Origin of the sequence: Pyrodictium delaneyi, assembly GCF_001412615.1 — an archaeon.
Classification (GTDB): domain Archaea; phylum Thermoproteota; class Thermoprotei_A; order Sulfolobales; family Pyrodictiaceae; genus Pyrodictium; species Pyrodictium delaneyi.
In genome coordinates this window covers 1,948,602-1,969,317 of record NZ_CP013011.1, presented here as the reverse complement: position 1 = coordinate 1,969,317, position 20,716 = coordinate 1,948,602, and the positions used below count along the sequence as shown (strand labels likewise).

At 53.5% G+C, this 20,716-nt stretch carries 19 protein-coding genes and 1 pseudogene; 9 read left to right on the top strand and 11 right to left on the bottom strand.

Translation table 11 applies throughout. The features are described 5' to 3' along the window. Positions 1–13: 13 nt before the first annotated feature. Complete coding sequence (locus tag Pyrde_RS09985) at positions 14–772, top strand: RAD55 family ATPase (RefSeq protein WP_055410415.1); 759 nt, start codon at positions 14–16, stop codon at positions 770–772. On the opposite strand, the gene Pyrde_RS09980 is transcribed toward Pyrde_RS09985, so the two are convergent. Continuing rightward, positions 769–3,435: a cation-translocating P-type ATPase gene (locus Pyrde_RS09980; RefSeq protein ID WP_055410413.1), complete on the bottom strand. Its 2,667-nt coding sequence runs from the start codon at positions 3,433–3,435 to the stop codon at positions 769–771. The two genes, Pyrde_RS09985 and Pyrde_RS09980, sit on opposite strands and share 4 nt — an antisense overlap. A 356-nt stretch (positions 3,436–3,791) precedes the next feature. Between Pyrde_RS09980 and Pyrde_RS10925 the strand changes: the two are divergent. Continuing rightward, positions 3,792–4,442: pseudogene (locus tag Pyrde_RS10925) on the top strand (cation efflux transmembrane domain-containing protein); the annotation flags it as partial. Positions 4,443–4,749: 307 nt separating this feature from the next. Here the strand turns inward: Pyrde_RS10925 and Pyrde_RS10920 are convergent. From Pyrde_RS10920 to Pyrde_RS09965, 3 genes are read right to left on the bottom strand one after another with little or no spacing between them, the layout of a single operon-like run. Next, positions 4,750–5,223, bottom strand: coding sequence for a 4Fe-4S ferredoxin (locus Pyrde_RS10920; protein WP_231656743.1), 474 nt, complete (start codon positions 5,221–5,223; stop codon positions 4,750–4,752). 28 nt (positions 5,224–5,251) lie between these two features. Beyond that, a complete protein-coding gene (locus Pyrde_RS09970) occupies positions 5,252–6,289 on the bottom strand; it encodes a TIGR00269 family protein (protein WP_055410411.1) in 1,038 nt (345 codons plus the stop codon). Then, entirely contained in the window at positions 6,282–6,488 is a 207-nt protein-coding gene (locus Pyrde_RS09965; RefSeq protein WP_055410409.1) for a MoaD/ThiS family protein, read from the bottom strand. The genes Pyrde_RS09970 and Pyrde_RS09965 overlap by 8 nt, the downstream gene beginning before the upstream one ends. 271 nt (positions 6,489–6,759) lie before the next feature. Here Pyrde_RS09965 and Pyrde_RS09960 point away from each other — a divergent pair, with 271 nt between their 5' ends. Together Pyrde_RS09960 and Pyrde_RS09955 are read left to right on the top strand one after the other, a co-directional pair. After that, entirely contained in the window at positions 6,760–7,899 is a 1,140-nt protein-coding gene (locus Pyrde_RS09960) for a DUF1646 family protein (protein ID WP_082419622.1), read from the top strand. Positions 7,900–8,005: 106 nt separating this feature from the next. Then, on the top strand, positions 8,006–9,013 hold the full coding sequence (locus tag Pyrde_RS09955) for a hypothetical protein (protein ID WP_055410408.1): 1,008 nt from the start codon (positions 8,006–8,008) through the stop codon (positions 9,011–9,013). A gap of 178 nt (positions 9,014–9,191) precedes the next feature. Here the strand turns inward: Pyrde_RS09955 and Pyrde_RS09950 are convergent, their stop codons facing one another. Together Pyrde_RS09950 and gatA are read right to left on the bottom strand one after the other, a co-directional pair. Then, positions 9,192–9,581: a hypothetical protein gene (locus Pyrde_RS09950; RefSeq protein ID WP_055410406.1), complete on the bottom strand. Its 390-nt coding sequence runs from the start codon at positions 9,579–9,581 to the stop codon at positions 9,192–9,194. A 152-nt stretch (positions 9,582–9,733) separates the two neighbouring features. Then, positions 9,734–11,227 carry an Asp-tRNA(Asn)/Glu-tRNA(Gln) amidotransferase subunit GatA gene (gene gatA, locus Pyrde_RS09945; protein ID WP_055410405.1) on the bottom strand — a complete coding sequence of 498 codons (1,494 nt, stop codon included), beginning with the start codon at positions 11,225–11,227 and terminating at the stop codon, positions 9,734–9,736. A 404-nt stretch (positions 11,228–11,631) separates the two neighbouring features. On the opposite strand from gatA, the gene Pyrde_RS09940 reads away from it, so the two are divergent. Next, on the top strand, positions 11,632–12,054 hold the full coding sequence (locus Pyrde_RS09940) for a hypothetical protein (RefSeq protein ID WP_143522102.1): 423 nt from the start codon (positions 11,632–11,634) through the stop codon (positions 12,052–12,054). Between the two features lie 21 nt (positions 12,055–12,075). After that, positions 12,076–12,654, top strand: coding sequence for an archaemetzincin family Zn-dependent metalloprotease (locus tag Pyrde_RS09935; RefSeq protein WP_055410400.1), 579 nt, complete (start codon positions 12,076–12,078; stop codon positions 12,652–12,654). Here the strand turns inward: Pyrde_RS09935 and Pyrde_RS09930 are convergent. The 4 genes from Pyrde_RS09930 to Pyrde_RS09915 all read right to left on the bottom strand — a co-directional run bounded on the left by Pyrde_RS09930 (position 12,640) and on the right by Pyrde_RS09915 (position 17,734). Next, positions 12,640–13,515, bottom strand: a complete 876-nt coding sequence (locus Pyrde_RS09930) for a universal stress protein (RefSeq protein WP_055410398.1) — start codon at positions 13,513–13,515, stop codon at positions 12,640–12,642. The two genes, Pyrde_RS09935 and Pyrde_RS09930, sit on opposite strands and share 15 nt — an antisense overlap. Positions 13,516–13,766: 251 nt before the next feature. Further along, positions 13,767–14,621 (bottom strand): ATP-binding protein, encoded by an 855-nt coding sequence (locus Pyrde_RS09925; RefSeq protein WP_143522103.1) that lies wholly within the window; start codon positions 14,619–14,621, stop codon positions 13,767–13,769. Positions 14,622–14,853: 232 nt separating this feature from the next. Further along, positions 14,854–17,001: a GNAT family N-acetyltransferase gene (locus Pyrde_RS09920; RefSeq protein WP_082419621.1), complete on the bottom strand. Its 2,148-nt coding sequence runs from the start codon at positions 16,999–17,001 to the stop codon at positions 14,854–14,856. Positions 17,002–17,434: 433 nt separating this feature from the next. Beyond that, positions 17,435–17,734: a hypothetical protein gene (locus Pyrde_RS09915; RefSeq protein ID WP_055410392.1), complete on the bottom strand. Its 300-nt coding sequence runs from the start codon at positions 17,732–17,734 to the stop codon at positions 17,435–17,437. A gap of 144 nt (positions 17,735–17,878) precedes the next feature. Here Pyrde_RS09915 and Pyrde_RS09910 point away from each other — a divergent pair, with 144 nt between their 5' ends. From Pyrde_RS09910 to cysC, 3 genes are all read left to right on the top strand, one after another. Then, on the top strand, positions 17,879–18,274 hold the full coding sequence (locus Pyrde_RS09910; protein WP_231656742.1) for a hypothetical protein: 396 nt from the start codon (positions 17,879–17,881) through the stop codon (positions 18,272–18,274). 320 nt (positions 18,275–18,594) lie between these two features. Next, positions 18,595–19,698, top strand: a complete 1,104-nt coding sequence (locus Pyrde_RS09905; RefSeq protein WP_055410953.1) for a DegT/DnrJ/EryC1/StrS family aminotransferase — start codon at positions 18,595–18,597, stop codon at positions 19,696–19,698. Between the two features lie 201 nt (positions 19,699–19,899). Next, on the top strand, positions 19,900–20,460 hold the full coding sequence (gene cysC / locus Pyrde_RS09900) for an adenylyl-sulfate kinase (RefSeq protein WP_055410390.1): 561 nt from the start codon (positions 19,900–19,902) through the stop codon (positions 20,458–20,460). A 35-nt stretch (positions 20,461–20,495) separates the two neighbouring features. On the opposite strand, the gene Pyrde_RS09895 is transcribed toward cysC, so the two are convergent. Beyond that, positions 20,496–20,708, bottom strand: coding sequence for a hypothetical protein (locus tag Pyrde_RS09895; RefSeq protein WP_055410388.1), 213 nt, complete (start codon positions 20,706–20,708; stop codon positions 20,496–20,498). Positions 20,709–20,716 lie beyond the last annotated feature (8 nt).

Genomic DNA, 20,716 nt, shown 5'->3' with positions numbered 1-20,716 from the left:
TGGGACCAGCCTCTTGCCTACCGAGTGGATTAAACTAGGCATACAGCTTCTCGATAAGCTCCTACCGCGTGGATTGCCACGTAGGAGTTTTATGCTCCTTGCCGGCGAGGGTGGTGCAGGAAAATCTCTCATAGTGCAGCTCATAGCCGGTAACATGTTGAATCGTGGAGAAAAGGTGGTATATGTTTGCTTGGACGACGACCCTGAGAGCATTGTTGAAAGTATGGAGAGCCGAGGCATAGAGGCGCGCCGTTATGTCGCCCAAGGCAGGCTCCTATTCATAGACGGGTATGGGGCCCGCTATGGCCTCGAGAGCGAGGACTATGTAGCGGAAAGGCTTTCGACGCTGGATACGCATGCAGCTGCAGCTACGATCCAGCGCCTTGTTGACCTGAACGGTGTGAAGGGTAACGGGCTTGTAGTCATTGACAGTCTTTACCCATTCTTTCTACGCTACGAGCCCACTGTCGTCTACGACTTTGTGAATGTGCTCCGTGTCTCGCTTGCTAAGCGTCGTAGCGTGTTCACATTGGCTACTCTACATACGCCAAGCCAGCTATATGCGGAGATAGCAGCTATACTAGAACATATGGTAGACGTGTTTGCGGTAGTACGATATCATAGCGAAGCCCTTGAAGCTGGAGTCGCGGTGAGAGAGATATTAGTGAAAAAGGCTAAGGGTACTCCCATATCCCAAGGATGGACAAGCTTCGTGATTACGGATGAGGGACTAGTTGAAGCACGTGTGCGCGTGAAAACAGTGCAAGGCTAGACGTGTAGTCCAAGTCTTTTGCGTACCTCTTCAAAGCTCAGCACTGCTACATGGGAGACGATGAATATTAACGCTATGTCGACTGGGCTTAGGCTGCCTATACGGAATAAGTCTGCTAGTACGGTTACAGATATTGCGGCTAGTATTGCGCCAACTATGTAGCCTGCGAGCCACTGCCGGTTGGACGGGATAATCTTTAGCGATAGCGGTGTGTTGAGCCGGCGTAATGCCATGGACTGTGCAAGCTCGGCATACATCAGCGCCAGGAAGCCAGCTGCCCTGCCGTGTGCTGGGCTTAGCTCTGCTGCGTAGAGGTGGTAGAAGCTAAGGGTCAACACTGTCTCGATGGTGCTAAGCAATAATAGATAGGTGAACTGTGGCTTACCAAGTATTGCCTGGCCTCGCCGTCTTGGCGGCCTCTTCATCACGTCAGGCTCAGCTTCCTCGAATGCCATTCCAGCAGCAGGGAACCCGTCTGTCACTATGTTTATCCAGAGCAGCATAGCAGCGTTGAAGATAGTACCTATACCCTTTATCGTAGCATAGAATACGGTTGCTACCTCGGCTATATTTGCTGAGAGTAGATAGAGTACTGTGCGCTTAACGTTGTCGAAACTCCTCCTACCCTCCTCGACAGCCGCTACTATGGTGGCAAAGTTGTCATCCAGTAGTATCATGTCAGCAGCCTCCTTGGCTACCTCGGTGCCCCGCCGCCCCATAGCCACACCTATATCTGCTAGCTTCAACGCGGGCGCGTCGTTGACGCCGTCACCAGTAACAGCCACTATGTGGCCAAGCTCCTTGTAGACCCGGACTATGCGCGCCTTATGCTCCGGTGTAACTCTGGCAAATACCATGACCTCATCGGCTATCCTCTTGAGCTCGTCGTCACTCATCTTTTCTAGTTCCTGGCCGGTCACTACTCTGCCTCTTGGTAGGCCTATCATCTCTGCTATAGCTCTAGCGGTAGATGGGTGGTCGCCAGTAACCATTACCACCTTAATACCGGCCTCAAGCGCTCTACGGACTGCCTCAGGTACCTCCGGCCTTGGCGGGTCAATGATAGCCACCATGCCTAGAAGCACTAGGCGGCTCTCTACCACGTCGTCGCTGGCTTCTAGGTCTCTCTTATCTCCCCGGCGGTAAGCTAGTGCGAGGACACGGAAGCCCTTACCGGCTATATTCTCTACCTGCTCTAGCAGCTTGGTCTTCTCGGCGTCTGTGAGAGGCTTCTCGCTGCCGTCAATAGTCATATAGGATGTTGACCTCTCTATGATTATCTCTGGCGCGCCCTTGGAGAGTACTAGCAGGCCTTCTGGCCCCTCAACTACTACAGTCATGCGTTTCCTCTCGCTGCTAAAGGCTATCTCACGGAGCCTCCGGTACTCTTTCTTCACCTGGGTTAGGTCCATGCCTAGTTTGTGGGCGAAGACGAGAAGTGCAGCCTCCATAGGGTCGCCGTGTATCTTTCCATTCTCTAGCTCAGCGTTATTGTTGAGTATAGAGACGAGTCCAGCGAGTCTTAGCAGGGGGCTGCTCTCGGCAGTGACTTGTTTATCGCCCTCGAATACCCCGCCTTCGAGTCTGTATCCCTCGCCGGTGGTGATGTAGACTCTACCGTCGGGCGTATGGAACTGCCTAACAGTCATCTCGTTAACAGTAAGGGTACCAGTCTTATCAGTGGCGATGACGCTTGCCGAGCCAAGCGCCTCTACAGCGGCAAGGCGCCGTACTAGCGCGTTCCTGCGAGCCATATTCCATGCCGCGATGGAGAATACTATCACAGTTATGGCTGGTAATCCCTCTGGTACAGCCGCCACTGCAAGCGCTATACTCGTAAGCAGTAGGTCTACTAAGTCTGCCTCCTGGAACACATAGCCTATGATAAACGACAACGTGGCAATGAGAACCACTATTGCGGCGATCCTTTTAGCGAGTCTGTCGAGCTCTACCTGGAATGGGGTCTTCTCAGCGCGCGTCTCTGCAACCATGCGGGCAATACGGCCAATGTAGGTGTTCCTCCCGGTGGCTGTAACCACAGCCTTACCAGTACCGCGTACAACGTAGGTGCTTGAGAACAACATGTTAATCTGGTCCGAGACAATAGTGTCCTCGGGTAGTATTGTGTCAGCCTTTTTATGCACTGGTACGCTCTCTCCCGTCAACGTAGACTCGTCCACATACAGGTCCTTGGCCTCGAGGAGCCTTGCATCGGCAGGGACACGGTCGCCCTCCATAACTATTATCACGTCGCCGGGCACAATTTCTGAGGCATCAACCATTACTATCCGGCCGTCACGGAGCACTCGCGCCTTAGGCGAAGCTAGCTTCTTCAGAGCTTCAAGTATACGCTCAGCTCTGTACTCCTGCACAGCTCCAAGTATAGCCATGAATAGTACTATAGCTAGTATCAGTACAGCGTCAACGGTCTCACCTACATAGAAGCTGAAAACCGTAGCCGCAAGAAGCATTAATACGAAGAGGTTCTTGAACTGCTCTAGGAATACCTCCAGGAAGCCCTTCCTCTTGCCGGTCTCCAGTACGTTGGGACCACAGATTTCGAGCCTCCTTCTAGCCTCCTCATTACTAAGCCCAGTTGCGGGGTTGACGCCGAGCCTCCTAGCTGCCTCCTCTGGCGGTAACGTGTGAGGCTTCTCTAGCATACATGGACTGGAACCCGGCATGCCTTAACCCTCTGCCTTGATCAGCGTTGTGGAGTATTCTTCGCCTTAGAGTGTCCCCAGTTTTACACGACGGCCGAAAGTAGTGCAGAACAATAAATACATGGTGACGGTGCAAGTTCGGTATGATGTGATTAGGCTCCATTTGTTGGCTAAAAGCTAATACTAGAGCCGTGGATTACGCCTATCTGCGGAGCTTGGGAGGCGGCTAGAGATACTCCAAGGCATGGCTCTTGCTTGTTTGCGCCTCCTCATTATTGCTTCATAGTAGTAGCTGTAGACGGTTTATTGTAGAATGGCGTGTACCCGAGAACCATAGCTTGCATGGTATAAACGGCATGATGGTATGGCGGTGGAAGAGTATGGTCAGGAGGCTGGCAGTGAGAAAGATACTTACCGCTACCGGTGTGCTGAGGTCAGCATACATTGTAGCTATTGTATCGCTGGCCCTGTCCCTCGTAGGCTTACTTCTCTATCTCCATGAGCCGTCAGACGTTATCCTCATGGAGTCGTTTGTATGGCTTATAGAGGCTATGAGCTTCGGTGGCCTTGCATTAGCATTCAAAGTAGCGGCTTCCCGAACGGTAGTCTACCGGGCGCGTTACGAGATACTAAGGCTGGAGTCGTTAGCAGTACTAATAGCTGCGATAATAGCTGTATTTGTCTCGCTCCTAGTAGCGCTACGTAACCTAACGTCCAGTCATGCCGAGCCGACTCCGGTGGTGCTGGCGCTTTATCCGCTGCTAAGCGGCGTGACCAGTTACCTTCTGGAGAGGTTCTCTATACGGAGCCTCCGCCGAGTCGGGCTAGACATAGTGGCTGTGAGAATGATAGCTGAGAAGCTCAAGCTTGACATAGTCTTCGAGATAGGTGGCGGCATCGCGATAGTGATGTCAAACTTGCTTGGAACAGTGCTGCCCGAGCGGCTTGCAGCTATAGCTATGGGCGCCTACGTGATCTACGGGCTACTAGGCATCGCGCGGGAGGCAGCGATGCACCTAATAGGCGTGGTTTCGCGGAACGCGTACCGCAGCATGGCGGTGAAAGTCGAGGATACGTTGCGGCGGGCTTCTCGGTACCAGAGGATCCGAAGGCTACGCGTAGAGAGCTATGGCACATTCCGCGAGGTGGAAGTCTGGATAGAGGCTCCGCCAGGCATGACGCTTGGAGCGGCGTACCGGGAGTCCATGAGGATAGCGAGACAACTAGTTCACGAGATACCAGAACTTCTACGTGCCCTGGTAGTCCTGGTACCCGAGAGACAGCCCCAAAGGAGCCAGCGGGAGAAAAGATACGCTAGGAGGAGCCGGTTGCCTGCACAGCGGAGAGTAAACGAGCGACGCGGGAGAGGTAGCGGGCGGTCTTCACGGCCTCAACGGGAACCTCAACCACACGCCCATTCTCGGCGACGAAGTGACGCCGCCGAGCCCGGGGCCGGACAAGCTTGAAAACTTCCTCCACCATAAAGTGGAGCTGTACACAGTGCATACTTCCGTCGGTTGTAAGTACTGCTACCTCCTCGAAGTCTAGGCGAGCAAGTATGCCAGCCAGCTTAAACCCTGCCATGTTGACGTGCTCCTCTTCGAGACAAACACTCAGTCTCGCATACTCCTCCTCAGGAAACCTCTTGAGCGCCCAGGGCTTCTCCGCCTCGATACACCGGCCCAGGATGAGAAGCTTTCTTCGGGAACGTATGAGCCTAGAGGCAACGTTCACATCCATGAGCCGTGACATCTTGTAGAAGCAGTTTCTACAGCTTGCAGCCGTCATGTAGCACCCTCCAAGGATCTCCGTGTCTTCATTTCCTCTTCTCGGCTAGTCTTAGAGCATTCTCGACCATCTGGCGGGCCTCCGGCGGCAAGCTCTCTAGCTTCTCTCGGCTAACCTCCATAATGCCTAGTTCTAGGCGGAGCTGGCAAGCCCTGCATATCGGGTGTGCTGCTGGCTCGCCACATAAGGCGCAAGTATAGAGCCCCTCCTCGTCACTCGGCTCTCCTATACCCTGCCTCCGCAGTATACCGATGGCCGTCTCCAGGCTCCTTAGCAGCGAGTACTTCACTCCGGGGCTGCGCTCCTCGAGTTCGTTTATCATGCGGCGCACAGTCCAGCGCATGCTCATCTGGGCGTAGGGGCACTCCTCGAACCCGGTATAAAGCCCATGGAGCACAGCGTAGAGAGTTGTCTCCTTCTCTAGCACCTCGTAGAATGGTTTCACTTTACGCACGAACCTGGGGTGGTTTGCAGGCCCCGAGACAGGGCCTAGGCGGACTATCTTAGCCCAATCATTGCCCAGAACGTTCATGAGGAATGTCTGCACGATGTCGTCTAGATTGTGGCCGGTAGCTACTACAGTGGCTCCAATCTCCCTGGCAGCGCGGTTCATTATGTAACGGCGGAAGACACCACAGTATGTGCAGGGGAGGTAGGGGAGCCCCTTCTCTCTCCCCATTCTAACTATCTTGTCTAGCGTATACCCTATGTAGTCCTTGAACTTTGCTATGTAGTATTCCACACCGTGTTCTTCGGCGTAGTCGACAAGCCTCTTAACAGTGTACTCCCGGTAGCCCCCGATGCCCTCGTCTACGAGGAGTGCAGAGACCTTCCAGCCGGGGACTCGCTTAGCCAGGTTGTGGAGGTAGTGGAGGAGCGCCATTGAGTCCTTCCCGCCAGAGGCAGCGACCACAATGTGCTCCCGCGGTTTGAACAACTGGTACCTGCGTATAGTTCGGCGCACCTTGCGGTCAAAGTACTCTAGGAAGTGTCGCTGGCAGAGTGCAAGGCCAGCAGCGCGGCTAACGTATACGGCTGGCTTGCCGCATATGCTGCACTTAGCCACCAGACACCACCGGGTACAATACTATCTCGTCGCCGTCCTCTACGGGCTCATCCTCAGCTACAACCCGTCCGTTCCGGGCAACAACATACTCGCTGCTGAGCAGCCCGAGTTCCCGGAGAACGTCCCTCACAGTCATACCGTCCCGGTACTCGACGAGCCTAACACTAGGCGCACCGATAATCCTGACCTTGACTGGCATAGCTTGCTCTCACCCGAGCCTCCAGAGGCACCCTTAAACCCGGTAGCGTATCATCTACACTTTCCACCCTAAGAGGGGCTCGCCAGCCCCGGCGGCGGTGAAGACCGCCTGAGCCTCCTGACGGCTTTCCGGGGCTGATGAGCCCTTGCACTCTCAGAGCCGCCCCGATAGACTGCCAGCGTACTGCTTTTGTGCCTCTGCGGCCCTGTAACTACCCTAGCTCGTATTATGCCTCCCGTGCTAGTAGCAGAGCGCCCCGGGTGCAGCTGGCATGGCTGGGCTCGTCGCGTTAAACATCCCAGAAGAGCCGGTTATGGGTGTCGTGGCAGTACTCGGCGCTATACTCGGCATGGTGTTAGTACTCCCAATGGTGTCTAGGAAGATAGAAGAAAACCTTGAGCCATTCTTCCTCGTGATGGGTATAATCGGTAGTATAGCCATCTACCTGGCAGGCATTCTTCCCTCCGACGAGGTCACCGAGCTAGTTAAACGTGCACTCCTCACCCCGGTGATGCTGCACGGCATACCAATCGGTATAACCCAGGTGGTGCTGATAGCAGGACTCATATTCTACAAGTACCATGGATCTATATACCGTGGTATTGGTAAGCTTCTACAGAAGCTAGGAGTGCGCGGCTTCCTCTTCGTGATAATAACAGTACTCGGACTAGTGAGCAGCATAATATCCGTGATAGTAGCTGCAGTAGTATTTGCGGAGATAATGGTGGCGCTCCCGCTTACAAGGCAGAAGAAGATAGAGGCCACAGTACTAGCCGCGTTCGCCCTCGGCATGGGTGCTGCTCTAACGCCTGTAGGTGAACCCCTCGCTACTATAGCTGTGAGCAAATTATCTGGACCACCTTACCATGCGGGCTTTGACTTCCTTCTAAGACTTCTAGGCCCCTACATAATACCCGGCGTCATAGCGGTCGCAGCCTATACAGCTATACGCGCTGCCGAGGGGGCTGCAGAGTCTGTGCGCAGCAGCATGACCGAGGGCATAGAACATGTTGAGACACTGCGTAGCGTAGTTCTCCGCGCAGTCCGCGTCTACATATTTGTCGCGGCACTAGAGCTACTAGGTACGAGCTTCATGCCCCTCGTGGAGTGGTATTTCACAAAGATACCCTCATATATACTCTACTGGGTCAACATGATCTCTGCCGCGGTTGACAATGCAACACTAACAGCAGCAGAGATAGGCCCATACCTTCACATAGACCAAATAAAGGCTGCGCTTATGAGCCTCATAATATCTGGAGGTATGTTAATACCAGGCAACATACCCAACATAGTTGCTGCGGGAAGACTCGGGATAACTTCTAAGGAGTGGGCACGCATAGGAGTACCCTTCGGAATAGTACTGCTGATAATCTACTTCATAATACTCTTTGGCCCTTCCATGATATAAACGTGGGTCGGTATGTGTCGTCGCGTAGCAGAGAGGCGGCGATGACAGAGGGGTAGGCTTCTATTCTCCAGCCCCTCTAAGCCCTCCCTCTCGGGTGATCACTGGGATGCCCCTTAACATCGAGGCAGAAGTGCTAGGCGGCTACCCAAGGAGTGAGCGTGTCCGTAAGACGCTGCGCCGCTTCGAAGAAAAGGCGGAGGAGGGCTTCATCGATGTGTCTAGAGTCGTCTGGGAGGACACATTACTAGTGGTAGGCGCGCAGCTCGGTGCTGGGCTCTCAACAATAGTGGACCCGGTTATCGACTGGCACGATCCGCTCCGCCCCTTTGCCGAGGCCTGGCGTAACGTAGCTGTAGACGGACTCTTACGCTGGTTCGACAACAACTTCTTCTACCGCATACCAGTCTTCACCGACATGCCTGATCCAAAGAGGCTTGTAACACCGCCCCGCGTTATACAGCTCCGGAAGATACTGCCCAGGTTCGCAAGGCTGAAGATAGTACTACCCGGCCCAGTGACCTTCGCAAGACTCTCAAAGAACATGACTGGGAGGAGCTTAGAGGAGTTAGCAGCCGAGATAGCTTCGATACTGGCCCGCGAGGCCGAGAAGGCCGCCGAAGCTGGTGCAGCTGTAGTACAGGTAGACGAGCCATTCCTAGCAGATATAGATGCAACATCTGAAGATGCGGTCCTGGCAGCCGAGCTTGCTTCACGCATCCTAAGTGCAGCGGCAGCTAAGGGTGCCTCGACAAGGCTAGCAATACCATACAATGTACCCGAGCCCCAGATCTACGAGAAGCTATTAGACGTCAAAGCGGACTACATAGTACTAGACATGGTTGATAACCCAGCCAAGGTTCTACAGCTCCTTGAAGCCAAGGGCCTCGGCAACCACGGGCTTGGAGCCGGGATAATACAGGCTCGCGACATCTATCCAGACAACTACGAGAAGATAAAGGAGGCACTAGACAAAGCATTAGAGACTACGAAGGCCGAGAACTTGTTAATAACGACGAGCGCTTGGCTAGACCTCATACCGCTAAACTACGCCATAGAGAAGACAAGGATAGTCGCGAGGATTGCAGAGCAGTACCGTGCCGAGAAGCAGCACTGATTATACACGCTCGAAGCCCAACTATAGTCTCTTCTAGATTTTTAGGGCAAAATGAACCGCAGAATGTAGTCCATTATGACTCTATCATCTTGTATCCTAGCTGTTATTAGGACTAGTGGATAGAGGATGGAGAAGAGAGTCTAGATCTAGATTGGATCGGTAAAACAATGTGGGAGAGCTAGCAGAGTTTGGGTTTCTCGCCACGATTGACGACGCCGCGCGGCTCAATAGCTATGTAAGCTTTGCCATTCTCTCTGTGTATTATCCTGGCGTGAAAGACGAGCCGTGGACCCGATGCAGTGGGTAGTATGAAGCCTATACCGCGGCGGCAGTCGTACACCTGGGCTCCGAGCTTGTAGAGGTAAGCCTCGAGGTCCCAGTAGACGAGGCTGCTCGGTACACGGATGATTATAAGCTCGTACTCCGAGCGGAGTATGAGCTCACCTCCATTCATGTATGCATATGCCTCTATATCGTCGAAACTAGTTCGTAAAGCCTCGAGTAGGGTTGAGGGGCTCCAACTACGGGGCTTGGAGCCCCCGCCACCCCTTAGCTCCTTAGCCGTCAAGACCTATTCACCAAGGCACAACCGTGTGGACGCGCGGGGCCCCGCGGGGCTGCGGCGCCCCAGAAACGGTTCCGGGAAGTCGCTCCCACTCTGTTCCCCCTATATCAGAGTTCCCCTAGGCCAGCGTGGCCGTGTACTGTGCTAGATAACCTTTAGCCCGGAAGAGGCTCTGCTACGAGGTCTGCGAGGCCGCTAGCTGCCTCGAGGGCCCCTAATGCGCGTAACAGAGTATGCTCGCCTAAAGGTCTAGCTATTAACTGTACACCGATTGGTATGCCCTCGATGATGCCGGTTGGCGCTGTGGCAGCAGGTACCCCAGATAGGTTGGCTATGACTGTTGCCAGGTCCAGGGCATACATTTTCTCCGGATCATCGACAACTTCGCCCAACAATGGTGGTGGTGTGACTACAGCAGGGGCTAGGAGTATGTCGAACTCCTTTAGCAGTGCTAGAACACGGTCGCGGACAATGCGCCTCATTTTGAGGGCGCGTATATAGTACTGGTCCCGGTATCCACTGCTGAGCATCCATGAGCCAAGCATTATCCTCATCTTGACCTCGAGGCCGAAGTATGCGGCGCGTATCCTAGAGTAGTACGTGTTCCAGCCCTCCCAGGGTTTAGGAGGTTCACGTGGTCCGTACCGTACACCGTCGTACCGGGCTAGGTTGCTACTAGCCTCAGCCATAGCTATCACATAGTATGCTGGAAGACTATACTCGAGAACCTCTCTACCGAGACTAACCTCTCCAAGCATGGCACCAGCGTCGCCTAGAAGTTTAGCAGCCCGTTCTACTAGCATCTTCACGGACTCGTGAACTCCAGGATGCTCCATAAACTCCTTTATAACGGCCACCCTTAGGCCATTTACCCCATCTCTTATTCCATCCTCTGCCGCCTTCAGATAATCCTTCAGCTTCTCCGGTAGACTCGTGGAGTCTCTGGGGTCGAACCCAGCTATAGCCTCGAGAATAAGAGCCAGATCTCTCGTGTTCCGGGCCATAGGGCCTATCTGCTCCAGACTGTCGGCGTAGGAGACTAGACCATAACGTGACACGAGGCCATAGGTCGGCTTCAGCCCATACAAGCCAGTCCATGCACTGGGCATACGGATACTGCCGCCAGTATCGGTGCCGAGCCCTAACGTTGCCATCCCTGCTGCAAGCGCTACGGCGGTGCCGCTGCTGCTCCCTCCGGGTACCCGGTCAGGGCTCCAAGGGTTACGCGAGGCACCGTAGGCACTTGTCTCTCCAGTAGATCCCATGGCAAACTCGTCCATGTTGGTTTTTCCGAGTACGACTGCACCGGCTTCCCGAAGCTTTGATACAACAGTGGCATCGTATACGGCGATGTACTTTTCGAGCATCTTGGAGCCACAGGTAACAGGAAGCCCCTTGACATGTATTACATCCTTGACGGCTACAAGGAGCCCTGCGAGAGGCCTTCCTCCGTCTCTGCGTGCCTCTTCCACTTGTTGGCGTACTTCTGCCTCAACCTCCTTGCGTGGTCGTATAGTAATGTAGGCTCTTAGGTATCTGTCTAACTTTTCGATCCTCTCATAAATTGAGGCTACGTACTCCTCTACGTCTAGTTCGCCCTGCACTAGTTTCTCCCGCAGAAGCCAGCCAGGCACCTTATAAGCATCCATAGGCCCTAGCCCTCTCCCGGGATTAGAGCCCTAGACACACTCCACATTAAATCCTCCCGAAGCAGAACTTGAGCAGAATTCTCCATAGTAATTCATTGCCTCAGCTACAACTGTGGCGGTAAGTGATAAGGGATTGCAATACGAATATCAAGGATACTCAGTGAGTGAACTGAACGAGCGAGGGATTAGGCATGACACGGCGACAACTAGTTGCAGCTATTGCAGGTATAATATTCTTCGTGTTGGCTCTCTACCTTCACTATGCTGTTTGGGTTACAGAGATTGGACATAGTTGATGAAGTAGTTGATACGGGGGATGTACTACGGATTTACCCATATCGGGACTATTAGGCATATACGGTACTCTACAGGACACGTTAGGATACATATCTATTATGGGTTTGATGTTTGGTGCCATACTCTCAATTAATGCTGGCCGTAACTTTGCGCGTAGAATTCATGATATAGAGCTAGCGCGGAAATATGGTAAGAGGCTACCTGGTCTGGGGCTTCTAGCCTATATGTCAATCTTCTTTGCACTAGTAACTAATCTTGTTGCATTTGCAGCAGGAAAAACATTAGCTAGCAGTATATCGGTACTGAGCGGAGTAATAAGGGATAATATATCGTTGACAATGTTATCAGCACTACTTACATTATTGACCACAGTAGTTAGCTACTACGTCTTCTATACAAGGTACCGTAACGTAGAAGAACCTCTTACTCGGGAAGGCAAAGTAGCTCTTATCGGTCTTAATAGAATCAAGGAAGCCAAGCATCATTTGGGAAAAGGATTTGGAAAAGGTAATGAAAGGGAAAGAGGCTAGATAACCAAGCCGGGACTCTGCGTGGCGACGATAAAATTATTACTAGCAGTAATGGGGGATGAACCTCAACTCAACATAAGTTGGCTTGCTAAGACACTTTCTATAGCTTACACTAATGTTCTAGTAGAAGTCTATGATAGGAGACTAGACCCGCCAAAGAAGGCATACAATACTGGTCGTAGACAGTACCTTAGCGAGGTTGTGCTAGAAGAAGTTGTCAAACTCAAGAAATTAAGTGGAGTCGATGCTGTCCTACTCGTAGCTGATATTGACGCATATAGTCCGGGCCTTAATTTTGTGTTTGGACAGGCAATCCTGGGTGGCGGTGTAGCAGCAGTCTATACGCGTCGATTAAGGCCAGAATTCTACAATATGAGTCCTGACCCCTTGCTTTATCGCGAGAGACTTCTAAAGGAGGCACTCCATGAGCTGGGTCATGCTTTCGGCCTCGGACATTGCTTAGAACGGGCGTGCGTCATGAGTTTTAGTAACAGTGTGATAGAAGTTGATGAGAAGGCTGCAAAATATTGTAGAATCTGTGGGATAAAATTAGCACAGAGAGGCGTAGTGTTGTCTGAGAAATTCCTACTTGCATATTAGTACATGGGTTCTGGCATGGCGAAGGACGAGTTCTGTCGTTGTGCCTATTATCTCGAGGATACCTTCACTCCTACTATGTGGTCCTATAAGTATGAGTGACGCGTTAAGGTTCTCTGCTTCCTTGACAATGGTGTTACCTGGTTTTCCTGTAGCAACTATATAGCTTGCTTTTATGCCGTCAGTTTCGAGACTAGTTTTGATCTTAGCAAGGCGTCTCTCTATCTCAGCTTTATCCTCGCCTTCTTCTAGCACATGTAGAAGCACTATTTCTACGCCGGTCCTGCGGGCTATTTCACGTGCCCGACAGAGTATAAGTTCAATGTAGGAGTCAAAGTCGATAGCGGCGACTATGGGTCCTCGGAATGGATCGCCTGGAATCTGGAGTTCAGCCTTATCTCCTTCAATCTTCTTGTAGGGCTTTGACACGAATACGGGTCTATCAGCTACGTGTACAAGTTCCTCTGAGGTGCTCCCAAGTAGTATCCGGCGTAGCCATCCTCGCCCTCTTGACGCGGTTACTATGTAGTCGGCGTTGGTTTTCCTAGCTATCTCTGCTATTACTATTGCTGGATCGCCAGCCCTTGGTCTTATGACCTCTACTTCAAACCCTTTGCTCCTCAATTCAGTAGCGTATACGTCCAGCTTACGCAGAGCTTCTTGCCTCAACTCTTCTTCTAGCTTGTCTACTGGATAACCGCTCGCAACGTGCTCGAGAACATCGATGGGTATGACATGTACTAATGTTAGGGTTCGTGTACCGACTCTTTGCAGATAGGGTAGCCATGAAACGAAGAGATCCGAGACTTTCGAGAGATCTAGACCTACGATAGCATGGGTGAAGTCACAGCTTTTCTTAACCATCCTAGGGTCCCTATAGCTACATCACCAGCTACCGGAGGATAAAAGTAAATCCCTACAGTACGAGGCTCTGCTAGTCAAGGTGAGTTATCGACCGTACGTTTTACTCGTCTTTGCAGCTGTAATGGTTGTAACAGATTTGTATGAGGGGACCTCGGCACCTTGCCCTCTCGCCATAGCCCCCTACTTGTCGAGCCTGAGGGGGCTCCGAGCCGGGGTGTGGAGGTGCATCCTCACCGGCAAGAGGAATTAGACTAAATTTGACTAAGTATGAGTTGGCCACCGCTGAGGGATAATTTGTAAGCTATGGTATTGATGCCGTCCCGTTCTGCAGCTCTTCTTAATTGCTGCGCGTGGCTGGGATCCTGGAGAGTGGCTACTACTTGTATGCCTTTCTCTGTTAGGCGCGTAAACCATTCTATTAACGCCGGGTATAGTTCTGGAGGAGCCATAGTGTCGAGACCGTCTATAAGGATTATGTCTGGTTTTCGATGATCTATTGCTAGCCTTGCAGCTGCTAGAGTGGCAGTACATTCACCCATATCGCTAAGCCGCACTCTTACGCCTTTGTCCGAATATAAGTATATCGATTCGGTTCCAGCACCGAAAGGTTCAGCGGTCATGTCTATGTATCGGCCATTACCGATTATCCTGCTTGTCCATTTGGCCACTGTGGCTGTGATCCCGGAGTTTACAAGCGATATCCAGTTATCGTAGGCATATCTCATCATGTACTCGATGAATCTCGGGTGTATATACACGGCATCAATGAATCCGCGGAATCCTTCGCTCTTAACTCTGCCGGTATATCTTTCAACAACAGCGACTATCCTTGTATGATAGGATAATTGTAGTCTCTCCGGAGTAATGTCTAGTACGTCTTCGGGATTAGCATTGTCTATGCCCGGCTCGGCTGCTCTGATCACTAGCTTGTTGCCCTCGCTAGTTACCGTTACGAGGTACGCCAGTTTCTTGCCGCGCCAGAACGCGATACGTGCTTGTACAGCATCAGCGGCTCCATAGCCGTAAATTAGATGGTCGAGACCACGACTACTTAAGCCCTGACGTAGTTTCGAGAGTATATCTTGTACAGTCAGTCCTGGGAGCATTTCCCGGAATCCATGGCTGAGCATAATGGCTTCTAGGATGCTGGTTTTCCCACTCCCACATCTGCCGGAGAGTAGTGTTAAAGGTGCTAGTTCTACTACACCCTTCCTTATCCCCTTGAAGTCGCGCAGCGCTATCCTCGTTATGTGGTTTTTCGTGGCTAGACACCCCTCTTGTCCATGCCGCTAAGTAAGTATTATGATAACCTCATATATCCCCTCTCCCGGTGTAGTGCTAACTACACTTGATACTAGCCATAGTTGCTACGGACTCCGCTAAGTCATGGAGCTCTTCGTCTAGATTCTCGAGCGGTATACCAGCTATTTCGGCGGCCTCGTGAGGCGGTTTTCCCTGCAGAAGCCTGGCCGTGGCGAGCAAAAGCTGACGATCGTTTAGCTTATCTACGTAGTCTCGACGGGAGAGGACTATGATCGTTGCTATGTGGAGTGCGTCGAATGCTTGCTCGGCCTCGATGAAGCCTTGGATGTGCTTGCAGAGTCTCCTCCTCTGGCCAGGTGTGAGACTGACCGGAGGATCTACGCTGGGGAGACTCTGTAGCAACATGACTATTTTCTCGGTTGCTAGGTCTCGGTAGACGCTATGCGCGGAGAAGAGGAGGCGGAGACGCAGCTCCCGTGCAGCCTCCTCCAGGGCTTCCTTCCCGGCCCCGGTGAAGGGCTTCGCGACGCCGATGTTCTTCTCCCCGGTATACTTGTTGAATCGTGGACTCACGTAGAACGGTGTATAACCTGCTCGGAGCCAAAACTCGATTACATCATGTCTCCCAAATACAGCCATAACTAGGTCTACTCCGCGGCCTCTAGCCCACTCCTCCACGTAGCTTAGCAGCTTGGAGCCTAGCCCGCGGCGCTGTAGCTTGGGGTGCACAGCTATCCGGACTATGCGTGCTGCCCGGAGCCTCTTCGCCCCTTCGGTATGGAGTGAGAGGAGTAGAAGTCCTACTCTCCCCTCTTCCGGTTGTTCCCAGTCCTCTAGTCCAACGTCGGCTACTGCTATTACTTTGTTATCGCTGTGTAGCACGTGAAGTGTATGTGTATTTGACTCTAGGAGGACGAGGAGATAGTCAGGCTCGCTGCGGTAATGTGCGAGCGCTAGGAGACTGTAGACCTGCCGGAGGAGCGCATGGTCTGAGGCAAGCTTCTCGGCTGGGATTTGTTCGTAGCCGGGTTCTCCAAAGAGGCTGAGACTCCCCGGGTCAAACTTGAGCATAAATGTCTCGTTTACCCATTCTTCGAGGGGGTCGCCAGGCGGGTAACGTATCGGCTCCTCGAGTTCTAGCCTCTTCAGAGGCCTGGGCAACACCTCCTCGACCATGTGGACGAAGACGCGGCCGCTCCCCTCGTAACCGTGGATCGTGGTGGCTACGAGTATTCGGCCGCTCCTCCAGGATAGCCTTCGGAGCCTCGACACGCCCACTGTGCCAGCCTCATCGACTACGAGCACTGCAGCGGGCTTCGCGGAATCCATGGGCTGGTAAGCTATACGAAACCATGGCCCGGTCACGGCTACGATGTCTCCGCCTCGCTGCTTAACACGGTAACCTATACTGAGGGCGTCCAGTCCTCGAACCAAGCCTTGGAAGAAGCTCGTAAGGCTCGCAGGACTCGGCGCGACCGCTACGGCCTCGCCTATAGAACCCCGCTTAACAGCTAGCGCGGCTGCCAGGCCTAGTAGGAAGCTCTTCCCACGACCACGGTCTCCTGTCAACAGGAAGCTCCGTGACCTGCTCGAGAGGAAGCTGGCAAACTCGTCAAGCGCCTGGGCCTGGCTCCGGGTCGCGGCTAGGCCTAGCAGCACTCGGGGCACAGCATGGCGAGGCTTGTAGTCCTTGGCGCCGAGCCTCCACTCTCTGGCCCTCTCGCGGGGTCTCCGCTCGGCATACACCTTGCCCAAGTCTATGTCTGCCCAGAATATGACCGGGGCACGACGTAGAGCCCCGAGCAAGTAGCGGCGATAGCCACCTGCTCCGCCGGCGGGGCCCGGATTCCACTGATCTAGGGGAGGCGTTACTATGGCAAGTAGCCCGCCAGCGGACACAACGCCAGCGAGACCAGCTACGAGGTTGGGGCGTAAAAGTCCATCAGTAGCAATCACTACTAGCTGAGCTTCCTGTCCTAGCACACGCTGGAAGCCGCCAGGCGAGATACAGCGGCAGCCCGGGGGACAGCTCGGCAGCAGCCGGCGAGGCGCAGCTGCGATGCAGCCTCTATGCCCGTGCCCGCTGAGCAGCTCTATGATCTCCCTGGCGGCCTTACCCGGGCTGGCAGAATGGGCAACGAGGAGCCCCCGGTACCTAGACTCTCCTATGGCCCTGGCGTAGCTTAGTAGCCGTTCCCTCAGCGTCGGCTCCACTGCCCTCACTAGCCTCCTCCAGTATCCTCAGGGCATGTAGGTGCCTAAACAATACCTTCAGCTACTCCTTCGGGGCTCAACAACTATTCGCGGAGCCCTCTCTGGCCACGTGAGATACCTAACCTTAGCAAACCTCTCGTTTTCTCAATCTTCTGGCGACCCTGGCGACCGCCCGACGTCACCCGGAGCATGTTGTAGATCGGAGAACTCTATGCTGAAGCGTTCTGGAGAGGCTATGAATAGAGGATATTAGGATGGGTATACCGGCCTTGCCGGTCCCCGCCTCCTCCAGCGAAGAGCCAGCGGGCCGGCACGCGGCCCAGTCGGCGGGGCGGGGCCGGGGGAGCCCCACGGCCCTCCATCTATTATCGCTAGGATACTGGAGAGGATAAACTATGTGCTCTCCGGGGCGGCTCCAGATTATGCAATAGTTCCTTTCCGGCTATTTACAGCTCGAGCCCTCCCTGTGCGGGGGCGGTATGAGCGATGGGCAGTCCAGGCAGCCTTCTTCAAGATGCCCCTTGTGGATGCAGCAGGTTGCTAGGGGCTTATCCTCGCGATCGAAGAGCTCGACTAGGAGATAGTCGCCCTTGAGCCGGAAATTTAGTCTAGCCGGCTCACGTACTAGCCGGGGCACCTTTAGCTGGTACTGGCGCCCCTCGTACTCTATCTCCAGCCTCGCCGCGTAGAGTCCTTCCTCTGTCTTCTCCGAGCCGAGTAGCTCGACTTTTAGCTCAACCATGGCCTATCCCTCTAGTGAGACTAGCAGTGCAGCCTTATATCACGCTAAACCCGCAAGAGCCCGGCTACAACATGCCAGAGCCCTAGCGCAATACGCACTTTTTATTAACATGTGTTAAGGCTGGCTTGTCCCGGGCGACGCTTCATGGAGCAGGGTATACTGGCCGTTAAACGGGACCCCAACTACGAGCAGCGGCTACGCCGGCTCATGGAGCTAGCGATACGCCGCTACAACCGCTACCGCGGCGCCGAGTCCCGCGCCCGGCTGCTAAAGATACAGGGAGACCGAGCCTACGTAGTCTTTGAGGGAAGCTTCTGCGCTACGTGCGGGATAAACGACTGGGTAGACGACCTACGCTACACACTCGAAGACCTAGGTGCCGAGGCTGAGCTAGTAGCTGTGATAGAGCCTCCGGAGCCCAGCGAGTTCTACGACTACCGGATAGGAGTCTTCAGAATCAAACGGATACCAGAGAACCTCGACCAGCTAGAACGAGAAGAACAGGAACTAGAGGAATACTTCAACAACCCGACAGAGTGACTATACTTTACTAACATCTGAAGCTTAATGGATCCCTGCCCGGTTCACAACCCTCTAAGCGCGCGTCTAGCACAACCCAGCACCATCATGTAATAGTTACAGATACCAAGCATCATACCATATATGATACTCTTCTTCCTGGCGGGTACTGCCAGGGACAAAGACCAGCATACGGTCCTCGGGGTAAGGGTGTAGCACTCCGGAAGCCGGTTAACAATCTACACGATTTCATGCAGGCACGCGTATATACGAGGAAGATGCTAGATAGTTGCCCTAGGGAAGCTCCTTTAGAAACACTGGAAACAAGCGGGGCCTCAGTCTTGATCCCGATAGCCCGTCCCATAGTGGACGACGAGGAGATAGAGGCTGTAGCTCGCGTTCTACGATCCGGCATACTAGCCCACGGCCCCGAAGTGGAGGCATTCGAGCGCGAATTCGCCGAGTACATAGGTGTAGACTACGCAGTAGCAGTCTCCAGTGGCACCGCAGCGCTAGACCTCATACTGAAGGCCTATCGTATCCGCCATGGAGACGAGGTCATAACCACCCCATTCACCTTCATAGCCACTGCTAACGCCATACTCTACCAGGGAGCCCGACCAGTCTTCGCCGACATAGACCCAGAGACCTACAACCTAGACCCAGACAAGGTCCTGGAACTCATAACGCCCCGGACCCGGGCAATAATAGCAGTCCACCTCTACGGCCACCCAGCCGACATGAAGCCCCTACGCGAGATAGCAGAGGATCACAACCTAATACTCATAGAAGACGCTGCACAAGCCCATGGAGCAGAATACATGGGGAAGAAGGTAGGCTCACTAGGAGACGTAGCAGCGTTCAGCTTCTATCCAACCAAGAACATGACCACCGGCGAAGGAGGCATGGTGACAACCAGCGACAAGAAGATAGCCGAGAGGATACGACTCCTCCGGAACCACGGCCAGGCAGAGAAATACCTCCACACCGAGCTAGGCTACAACCTAAGGATGACAAGCATAGCAGCAGCAATAGGCCGCGTACAGCTCCGCAAACTAGAGTGGATGAACCAGCGGAGAAGAGAAAACGCCGAAACAATGACCAAGATACTTCAAGCGGTCAAGGGTATAGAGCCCCCGGTCGAGAAGCCCTGGGTCCGTCACGTCTACCACCAATATGTCATCCGTGTCACAGACTCCTTCCCGCTGACGAGAGACCAGCTAGCAGAGAAACTACGCGGACACGGCATAGCAACAGCAGTACACTACCCAAGGGCCATACCAGACCAGCCACTCTACAAGAGCCTCGGCATAGACTGCCCCCAGGGTTGCCCCGAGGCGAGGAGAGCGGCCCGGCAGGTCCTCAGCCTACCAGTACACCCAGCAGTAACAATAGAACAGGCAAAAACCATAGCAGAGACTGTGAAACAAATAGTAGAGGGATAGCCCCAAGAGACGAGCCAATAGCATCTGCCGGGCAAATGGACTAGAGGACATGAAATAACACTACAGAAGCTAGCTGTAAGACCTGCGGTTCTACTAGACGTGGCCTAGCCTAGTTCCCAGCCTAAGTATACATGGCTGTCCGACTTAGAGCAAAACGCATCTAAAAGTCCGTCTAATTGTACCACGGGATGGGCATGAGGAATGGCCGTACGTGGCGGGCAGCCAACGTGTCTCGATAAAGGCCTAGTAGTCTGGCTTACGGGGCTGCCCGGGAGCGGCAAAACTACAATAGCTACCAAGGCTGCTGCGACGCTGCGTCAGATGGGCTACCGTGTCGAAGTACTTGATGGAGACTGGGTTCGGAAGACTATTAACCCAGATGCAGGGTTTACCCGGGAGGAGCGTCGCCGCCATCTCCTCCGAGTAGCCTGGATAGCTCGGCTCTTAGCCCGGAACGGGGTCATAGTCTTATGCAGCTTTGTATCTCCGTACCGGGAGGTGCGTAGCGAAGTACGGAGAATAGTAGAGGAAGAGGTACCATTCATAGAAGTCTACGTCAATGCTCCGCTCGAGGAGTGTATTAGAAGGGATCCCAAGGGGCTCTACAAGAAGGCCCTAAGGGGTGAGATTAAGCACTTTACCGGGATAACGGATCCCTATGAGCCGCCTGAGAACCCTGATCTAGTGCTGGATACGGTAAACGATACAGTGGAAAGGAATGTAGAGAAGCTCCTAGCCAAAATAAGGGAGTATTTGGCCTAGCTCCCGGCGTGGACGTAGAAGATGTTGTGAAACCGCTATATGTAGCCTAGGGCTCGTAGCCTCTCCTTGACCTTCTCCTCGTCCTCCCGGCTCATCTCTGCAGAGCCAGTCTCTTCCGTTAACAGGGCCTCCTGGAGGAGGAACTCTACTAGCTCCTCGACGCTCTGGAAGCCGCCCTGCTCCTCTATGAACTTCTTAGCCTTCTCGTACAGCTCCCTACTTATCTGTATAGACACCTTCTCAGACATACCCTCAC

Bases quoted from the DNA above. Each gene is read 5' to 3' on its own strand.
- Pyrde_RS09915 (WP_055410392.1), bottom strand. From the start codon at position 17,734: ATGGTTGAGCTAAAAGTCGAGCTACTCGGCTCGGAGAAGACAGAGGAA.
- cysC (WP_055410390.1), top strand. From the start codon at position 19,900: ATGGCCGTACGTGGCGGGCAGCCAACGTGTCTCGATAAAGGCCTAGTA.
- Pyrde_RS09925 (WP_143522103.1), bottom strand. From the start codon at position 14,621: ATGCTCCCAGGACTGACTGTACAAGATATACTCTCGAAACTACGTCAG.
- Pyrde_RS09955 (WP_055410408.1), top strand. From the start codon at position 8,006: ATGCCCCTTAACATCGAGGCAGAAGTGCTAGGCGGCTACCCAAGGAGT.
- Pyrde_RS09965 (WP_055410409.1), bottom strand. From the start codon at position 6,488: ATGCCAGTCAAGGTCAGGATTATCGGTGCGCCTAGTGTTAGGCTCGTC.
- Pyrde_RS09960 (WP_082419622.1), top strand. From the start codon at position 6,760: ATGGCTGGGCTCGTCGCGTTAAACATCCCAGAAGAGCCGGTTATGGGT.
- Pyrde_RS09895 (WP_055410388.1), bottom strand. From the start codon at position 20,708: ATGTCTGAGAAGGTGTCTATACAGATAAGTAGGGAGCTGTACGAGAAG.
- Pyrde_RS10920 (WP_231656743.1), bottom strand. From the start codon at position 5,223: ATGACGGCTGCAAGCTGTAGAAACTGCTTCTACAAGATGTCACGGCTC.
- Pyrde_RS09910 (WP_231656742.1), top strand. From the start codon at position 17,879: ATGGAGCAGGGTATACTGGCCGTTAAACGGGACCCCAACTACGAGCAG.
- gatA (WP_055410405.1), bottom strand. From the start codon at position 11,227: ATGGATGCTTATAAGGTGCCTGGCTGGCTTCTGCGGGAGAAACTAGTG.
- Pyrde_RS09940 (WP_143522102.1), top strand. From the start codon at position 11,632: ATGTTTGGTGCCATACTCTCAATTAATGCTGGCCGTAACTTTGCGCGT.
- Pyrde_RS09930 (WP_055410398.1), bottom strand. From the start codon at position 13,515: ATGGTTAAGAAAAGCTGTGACTTCACCCATGCTATCGTAGGTCTAGAT.
- Pyrde_RS09980 (WP_055410413.1), bottom strand. From the start codon at position 3,435: ATGCTAGAGAAGCCTCACACGTTACCGCCAGAGGAGGCAGCTAGGAGG.